We start from the raw sequence: 7,602 nt of genomic DNA on the forward strand, positions 1-7,602 counted from the left end.
TTCTTCGAGGAGGGGCTTGAGAGATGAGTATGCTCTGGAGCCCCTTACTCTTCAAAAAAATCTTTGGCGTTGAAGAAAACAAGGATCTCCTTATTTCTCTCATTAACTCTATTGTGGAAGAAGAAGATAAAGTCAGCGATGTGAAGCTCTTGAATCCCTATAATCCAAAAAACTTTAAGAAAGATAAACTCTCTATTTTGGATATTAAGGCCGAAGGAATTGATGGAAAAAGATTTAATATTGAAATTCAGATTAGTGATGAGGCTGATTATGATAAAAGGGCTCTTTATTATTGGGCAAAACTTTATACAGAGCAACTTCAGGTCAAAGAGGACTATTCAAGTCTCTCTAAAGCCATTGGCATCCATATTCTTAATTTTACTTCAATCCCTTCCGTCAAAAAATACCATAATGTCTTTCATGTGAAAGAAAAAGAAAGCGGGCTTCCTTATTTTAAAGATTTGGAACTTCATACGATAGAACTCAAGAAATTTTCAGAGAATCCTCGGGAAGAATTGAAAGACATTGTTGCGAAAGTTAAAAACGCTTTAGATATATGGGTCACTTTTTTAACACGGCATGACTTATTAAACAAAAATCATTTACCTCCAGAACTTGACAACGAAGAACTTAAAAAAGCTCTGACTGTTTTGGAAGTCATGAATTTTGGGGAAGAAGAAAGAGAAATCTATGAAGGGCACCTCAAATGGCTCAGGGTAGAGGCAAATACGCTTAAAAAATATGAGGCTAAAGGAAAAGAAGAAGGAAGAGCCGAGGGAAAGAGAGAAGGAATAGTTCTGGGAAAGAGAGAAGAAAAAATTGAAATCGCTCAAAAACTCTTCAAAATTGGGTTAAATCTGGAGACGATCTCTCAAGCAACAAACTTAACAGCTGAAGATGTTAAAAAAATTATAAAAGAAGAAAAACCATCTTTATAAAGCACAATTCCCTTCAGAGGTTTTCATAAAAAATCAAGCTGAGAAAATAAGCGATTCAACCTTATCCCAAAAAATATCTTCAAGGCAGGTATTTTCAAGTTGATTATAATATGAAAATCCTGTTGGAGATGTGGTGTTAATCTCTGTCACAAAGTTTCCGATAATATCAACACCCACAAAGAAAAGTCCTTTTTCACATAAAGGACCTTTCAAAGTTTCAATAATTTCGAGGTCCCGTTCTGTATAAGATGCTTTCTCGACCTTTCCTCCTTGAAATGTATTGGCTAAATAAGATCCTTTTGGAGGAACACGGAGATGCATTCCAATCGCCTCTCCACCCACTAAAAGCAGGCGCTTATCTCCAATATTAATTTCTGGAAGATATTTTTGAAACATAAAGGGCTCTTGCTCCTTTTCAAATAAAGATCTTAAAAAAGAATTTATGTCTTTTCCTTCTTCCAATAAGGAAATCCCTTGCCCTCCATATTTATAAAGAGGTTTGACAATTATTTTCTGATGCGTTTTTAGAAAGTCCTTAATCTCTAAAATATCCCGGCTAATCAAGGTGGGCGGAAATAAATTAGGAAAACTAAGCGGAAAGATTTTTTCTGGACAATCTCGAATGGCTTTTGGGCAATTTATGACAAAAACAGAAGGTGGTAGATATTCTAAAAGGTATGTTGTTGTAAGATAGGCCATATCAACGGGAGGATTTTGCCGAATAAGCACCACAGAAGCTTCTGAAAGATGAAGCGCCTCTTCTTCAGAAACAGTGTAAGATTTTTCAAAGAAGCTTCCTTGAAACTTTAACCATCTTCCCCGAGCTTGAACAGAAGGAGACATCTTGGAAGAGGACCTGAGAGATAAATCTTGCGGCGTATAAAAAAAAACTTGATATCCGCGCTTTTGAGCCGCATAAGCTATCCTCAAGGACGTATCTGTTTCAAAACTCAAAGTTTCGAGAAGATCAGCCTGAATCGCAACACGCTGTTTCATATTACAAAATCATCCTAAAGAGGTGATTCTAACTTTTCTTCTTGAATCCCAGAAGAAGGAGCGGACGGAGCAGAAACATCAGGATACGCTTCTTGTGACATATCAAGCGTGTTATTATCTGCTTCTTGCATTTGAGAAGAGGCCGGAGGTGCATATGCACCTTCTTGTTCCTCGGTTTTTAATGCTTCATCGGGCTTTTTGAGATGGACATGGCTTACAACGTTCTTAACACCTCGAATATCCTTTACAATAGCGATGGCTGCATCAAGTTCTTGTTGATTTTGAGCAATTCCCATAAGGTAAACAACGCCATCAAATGTTGTCACACTATAATTTGTTGAGTGGACACTCTCATCAAAAATTAAATTGGATCTCACTTTTGTTGAAATCCAGGTATCCTCGAGTCCTTCTCCAACTGTTTGTGGAGCACCTATTTTAATTTCATTATAGACATCTTTAACACCCGTTGCTTGCCAAGCAAGTTTTACAGCCTCAAGTCGGTCATCTTCATTTGCAACACTTCCTGTTAACAAAACATATCCATCTTGGACAGAAAGAAGAATATGAGAATAAAGATCAACACTCTTCTTAAACCAAAGATGATTGATTTGAGCTCGGATATCAGTATCATTAAACGTTCCAGAAATACCTCTTTCTTGTGTTGCAATATCCGTGCTGGTTCCAGCTACGCCTAAAAGGGCCACAGGAACGCATCCCATTATAAGGAGAGAGAAACTACTCACACCAGTGAGTAAAATAAAGCGAGCCGTGTATAAAAAATAAATTTTCATGTCATAATTCTTTCTCTAGAAGCATTTTTAGCAAGGTCTAATCCTCATCTTCCATCTCTCCTAAAATAGGAGAGACAAAAAGATCTTTGGGAAGCAATTTTATTTGAACAACCAACTCTTTTCCAAGCCGTACACGATGGTCTCCTGGTGTCAGATAATTCGCAAACACAACGCCTCCCCTTGGGATAGGTTGAGACATCACAATAGGCCGGGGGGCGATAACTTGACCTGGCACGACCTCCCAACTCCACACATCAATTTGGCCTGGGTTATCTCTTAAAATTTGCTCCTTATTTTCAAAATAATTCAAAGCTGACATTTTAAAAAGAGTATCGACAAGTCCATCCTCATATACAATTAAAAGATCCATTGCAACGGCTGTATCTAAATTTGCTTTTGGATCAATGGTAACGTAGACTTTTTCAAGAAAAACTTGCGGAACAGGAGGAGGAGGACTTTCTGAACAAGCTCCTTGAATAAGAATTAAAAAAAGACTTAATAACTTTCCAAACCAATGGATTTGTCTTTTTAAATTTTGTCCTAATCTCATTTATTTTATATCCTTTTGTACTTTTCTATCTCTTAAGGATAAACAACCGTCGCTTCAGAACTATTACGAACAACCCTTGGTCCAAATTCTTTATCAGCATGTTGCAGATCTTTTACAGCACTTTCACGCGTAGAATATTCACCACATCGAACAGAAAAGGAAACCGTATGCAAAGCACCCTTTATGCGCACAACAATAGGATGGTATCCTTTTTGAGTCAACTCATCCACACGCTTAAGAGCATCTGCACGCGTTACAAAAGCCCCATATTCTAGGCTATACGAAGAAAGTTCTTGGGGTGCATTTTTTAAAGCAGAAGACAAAAGAGGTGATTTTTTTAAAGGGGAAGAAGAAAGAGACGAACTTGAAGAAGTCGCTGGCGTAGGCTCTTTATGCGACACTTTTTCTGAAGAAGGCATCCCCTCAGGAGCAGGCTCGGAGATAGGAAGGGGAGCGTGCGAAGGGGAAGAAGTGTTTTGCATAGACGCAACACGCGCCATAATAAGAGGTTCTTGAGCTGCAGCAGGTGTCGTTGTTTTCTCAGGATTTTTTGTTGTATGTTGCTCATGAGAGTCCATTTTTTTTTCTAAAACTTCTTCCAGATTCTTGCCTTTCCAAGATATTTTATGTTCAATTTTTGCTAAAAAAGAAGGAGAAGAAGTCATTAAATAAAGGGCAAGTCCGAACCCACAAAAAAAGAATAAAATTCCTAAAATAAGAAGACTTCCAAGAACGGTCCAAAATGAAAATTTTGTCATGGTAAAAACATACCTTTCGTTTGTATTTTGTATGTCATAGGGAGATTTTTTCCCAAATATTTTTTTTTCTTGATCCGTAAGATAAATTCGTGGCAGTTCTGAATTTACACGCAAGGTATCTTTTTTAGAATCTTGCTTTTTTAAAGAGTCTTTCTCTTCTTTTTTTAAAACCGTTTCTTTTTTTCCCTTTTCGATTTTAGATTGTGGTCTTAACAAAAAGCTTGGAACAGGTGAAACTGTTAGTCGCCATGGCGTGACAGATTGAGACAAACGATCTTCTTTCTTCCCATCATTATGATCTGAAAAAAAAGAAGGGGGGAATTTCTTAAACATATTTGTTTTTATCTTTCTTTAAGATACAAAAAAGAGCTTCTGTTTAAAAAGAAGTATACTTCCCTTAATATACTTAATCAAAACCACCTAAGAAGTAAAGAACTTCTCTTTTTTAGAGCTTTTAAATAGAATCCTTTTTAAATAATTCCTTTAAGCCCTCTTGCAATTAAATCCTATTCAGCTTTAAAGTGCTGTTATTCAAAAATAAGATCTTTAAAAAAATTTTTAAAGATCTTTTAAATAGAGTCCCAAAAAGGAGATTTTTCATGTCTGTTCTTGTTGGCCAACCAGCCCCTTTATTTAAAGCACACTCAGTCGATTCCGGAACTTTTAAAGAGTTAAATCTTGAAGACTATCGAGGAAAATATGTTATCTTGTTTTTTTACCCCCTTGATTTTACTTTTGTATGTCCCACAGAGCTCCATGCATTTCAGGATCGCCTTGCAGAATTTAAGAAAAAAAATGCCGTTGTTTTAGGATGTAGCGTTGATAGTCATTTTTCTCACAAAGCTTGGCTTGATACTCCTAGAGAAAAAGGAGGAATCGAAGGTATTGAGTATCCTATCATCTCCGACTTAGGAGGCAAAATCGCAGAAGCCTATGATGTTCTTCATAAAGATGGCATTGCCTATCGTGGTCTGTTCTTAATTGACAAAGAGGGCATTGTTCGCCATCAGGTTGTCAACGATCTTCCCCTTGGACGCAATGTTGATGAGGCGCTTAGAATGCTAGAAGCTCTTCAACACGTTGAACAACATGGTGAAGTCTGTCCTGCAAACTGGCAGAAAGATAAAGCTGCTTTAAAAGCAACGGCTGAGGGTGTTTCTGATTATTTTAAAAAACAAAAATCTTAAAAATTTCTGCCGAGCTTTTTTCTGAGATGGCTCGGCAGTCTTTACCGAAAAGAAGAGACTTCCCTCCTAAAAAAATCTTTAACATAATATAAGAACAGGCATTGAAAACCTTCTAAATTCAGGTATGATATAAGAAGAAATAACGAAAATTAAACATTTTAGGAGACTTTTATGAAGGCACGCTCTTTAGTAACTTGGGCCCTTGTTATGGATGGAGATCATATTTATATTTCAGATATTTCTGCTAAAGATGCTATTCCTATTATGGTCCATGAAGATTTTCAAGACCCTCCGTTGACCCATGAACATGGCACAGATAAGCCAGGCCGTGGGGGCTTCAATCTTGGCTCTGAAACACGCCATGCCTTTCAACCAAGACATGATTGGCATGATTATCAGAAAGAACTTTTTGCCAAAAAAGCTGCCGATTATTTGAATGATCCAAAGAGCGTTTTTGATCAACTTGTTGTCATCGCTCCTTCTAAAATTTTAGGTGTTTTACGAGAAGAGTTTTCAAAAAAAACTTCCGAAAAGGTCATCAAAGAAATGTCAAAAGATCTAGTTCATCTGCCGATTCATAAACTTCAAGAATATCTTGCCGCTCATCAAGGCTGTTGTTAATCTCCCTCTATATCTTTTTTAGAGTAATCTTTTTTACATGGACACATTAGAAGATAATGATGACGTTCAGATGGTTTCTGATAATGGAGATGTTCCAGAGAGTTTAATGACAGAGTTTGCATGACGGATGAAGAGAAATATTTTTTTGAATTAGAGGAGTATGCTTGATTAAAAAATTGCTTTTAAGTTTGATCTTATGTGCGGGTGTCTTTGCCTTCAGTGAATCTCAGTTAAAACGTGCGTTAGGGTCTCTTGAAAATTTTAAAAATGAAAAAGAGAGTGTTCTAAAGGCAGAAAAAGATATTGGGTTTTATAAACAGGCAGCTGCAGAAGGAGATGCACAAGCTCAATATAGTTTAGGAGTTATGTACTATAAGGGAGAAAAAGTTTCTAAAGATACTGAAAAAGCGATAGAGCTCTGGACTAAAGCCGCTGAGCTTGGATACGAACAGGCTCAATTTAATCTGGGCGTTATGTACGAAACTGGAGAAGGTGTTATTCAAAATAAACAAAAAGCATTTGAGTTATATACAAAGGCTGCCAATCAAGGATATCCAAAAGCTCAATGTAATCTTGGGATTATGTATGAAGAAGGAGTTGGCGTTAACCAGGATACACAAAAAGCTCTTGAACTTTATATGAAAGCTGCCAACCAGGGAGATGCTATTGCTCAATTCATTCTGGGACTTAAATATGAAAAGGGGGAAGATGTCATTCAGGACAATAAAAAAGCTCTAGAGCTTTTTACCAGAGCAGCAGAACAAGGATACTTAGAAGCACAAATTCATATTTTGAACATTTTGAAAATTTCTAAAAATAAAAAAGGAGCAGTTTTTTATTAGACTTCTTTCGAAACTCAAGAATTAAGATCCCAGTTATATTTGATGCCATTCTATGGCTAACGACGCGTCAACAAAGGTTCAGTTTTATTCGGCTTGCTAATCCTTACCTGCCAGATTTTATTTCTGACTTTTCCATAACGTTCAAGACACTTACTCTTTATAAGTGCCCCTTATGGTGGTTTGAAGCCTGCTCCTGGAAGCCGACTCCGAAGGGCCTACCTTCATCTTTTATAAAGCTTTTAAGCACATAATTTTAAGCCTTTTCTTGACCACCTATTTCTATGCATCTACAGCACACTATCTTCTATCCACTTTATGTTTCGATAACAAGCACTTTCAGAAATTCCATAAGATCCGGCAACATGAAAATACGTTCGGTACTCTCTTAAATACTCTAGGGCCATAAGCAATCTATCTCTTCCATACTCTGCTTATTTTGCTTTCCTCCTTTAGATTTCTTCTTGTTTTCAGGTTCTTTCAGAATTTCGAGCATCTTGTTAAAGGCTTTTTTTACCCCAGTAAGCCTTCGAAATTCTTCCTCTTTATATTCCTTTATTCTTTCGTATGCCATCCTTCCTCCATATTTTTCCTTTTAATATGGATTTTCTTTGCACTTTTATTTTCAGTTATGCAAGAGCTCTAATGAAAGAAAAAGAGAAAGAAATTGTAATTTGGCCAGTTGAAGAATTTTTAAAAGCTTTATGGAATGAAGAAATCTGGGAAAATGATTTTTAGGGAGTATGTTCCCTAAAAATCCAACTTTTGGGGAATATATTCCTTTTAGGGTTATGAGAGATCCAAAAAATATATAAAGAATTATCCTAAATCTATCTATGCTTAACCTAATAATCTTATAAATATATTATACTATTTCCATAAATTAAAATAACAAATATACTTTTAAAAAGAAAAGAGATAT

General features: G+C 36.4%; 8 protein-coding genes and 1 pseudogene. 4 read left to right on the top strand and 5 right to left on the bottom strand.

Annotated elements, in window-relative coordinates:
* Positions 1-23 precede the first annotated feature (23 nt).
* Positions 24-938, top strand: a complete 915-nt coding sequence (locus JSS34_07950; protein MBS0186247.1) for an Rpn family recombination-promoting nuclease/putative transposase — start codon at positions 24-26, stop codon at positions 936-938.
* A 33-nt stretch (positions 939-971) separates the two neighbouring features.
* On the opposite strand, the gene gshB is transcribed toward JSS34_07950, so the two are convergent.
* The 4 genes from gshB to JSS34_07970 are packed head-to-tail and all read right to left on the bottom strand — an operon-like array spanning position 972 to position 4,366.
* Positions 972-1,934, bottom strand: coding sequence for a glutathione synthase (gshB, locus tag JSS34_07955; protein ID MBS0186248.1), 963 nt, complete (start codon positions 1,932-1,934; stop codon positions 972-974).
* A gap of 14 nt (positions 1,935-1,948) precedes the next feature.
* A complete protein-coding gene (locus JSS34_07960; GenBank protein ID MBS0186249.1) occupies positions 1,949-2,725 on the bottom strand; it encodes a BON domain-containing protein in 777 nt (258 codons plus the stop codon).
* 37 nt (positions 2,726-2,762) lie between these two features.
* Positions 2,763-3,275, bottom strand: coding sequence for a hypothetical protein (locus JSS34_07965; protein MBS0186250.1), 513 nt, complete (start codon positions 3,273-3,275; stop codon positions 2,763-2,765).
* 32 nt (positions 3,276-3,307) lie between these two features.
* Positions 3,308-4,366, bottom strand: a complete 1,059-nt coding sequence (locus JSS34_07970; protein MBS0186251.1) for an SPOR domain-containing protein — start codon at positions 4,364-4,366, stop codon at positions 3,308-3,310.
* Between the two features lie 266 nt (positions 4,367-4,632).
* Between JSS34_07970 and JSS34_07975 the strand changes: the two genes are divergently transcribed.
* The 3 genes from JSS34_07975 (at position 4,633) to JSS34_07985 (ending at position 6,683) form a co-directional block, all read left to right on the top strand.
* Positions 4,633-5,220 (top strand): peroxiredoxin, encoded by a 588-nt coding sequence (locus JSS34_07975; GenBank protein ID MBS0186252.1) that lies wholly within the window; start codon positions 4,633-4,635, stop codon positions 5,218-5,220.
* A 171-nt stretch (positions 5,221-5,391) separates the two neighbouring features.
* Positions 5,392-5,841: a host attachment protein gene (locus JSS34_07980; GenBank protein ID MBS0186253.1), complete on the top strand. Its 450-nt coding sequence runs from the start codon at positions 5,392-5,394 to the stop codon at positions 5,839-5,841.
* Positions 5,842-6,005: 164 nt separating this feature from the next.
* Positions 6,006-6,683, top strand: coding sequence for a sel1 repeat family protein (locus tag JSS34_07985; protein ID MBS0186254.1), 678 nt, complete (start codon positions 6,006-6,008; stop codon positions 6,681-6,683).
* Positions 6,684-6,970: 287 nt separating this feature from the next.
* Here JSS34_07985 and JSS34_07990 read toward each other — a convergent pair.
* A pseudogene (locus JSS34_07990) lies at positions 6,971-7,102 on the bottom strand (transposase family protein).
* Between the last annotated feature and the right edge of the window lie 500 nt (positions 7,103-7,602).

This window comes from Pseudomonadota bacterium, assembly GCA_018242545.1.
GTDB lineage: Bacteria > Pseudomonadota > Alphaproteobacteria > 16-39-46 > 16-39-46 > 16-39-46.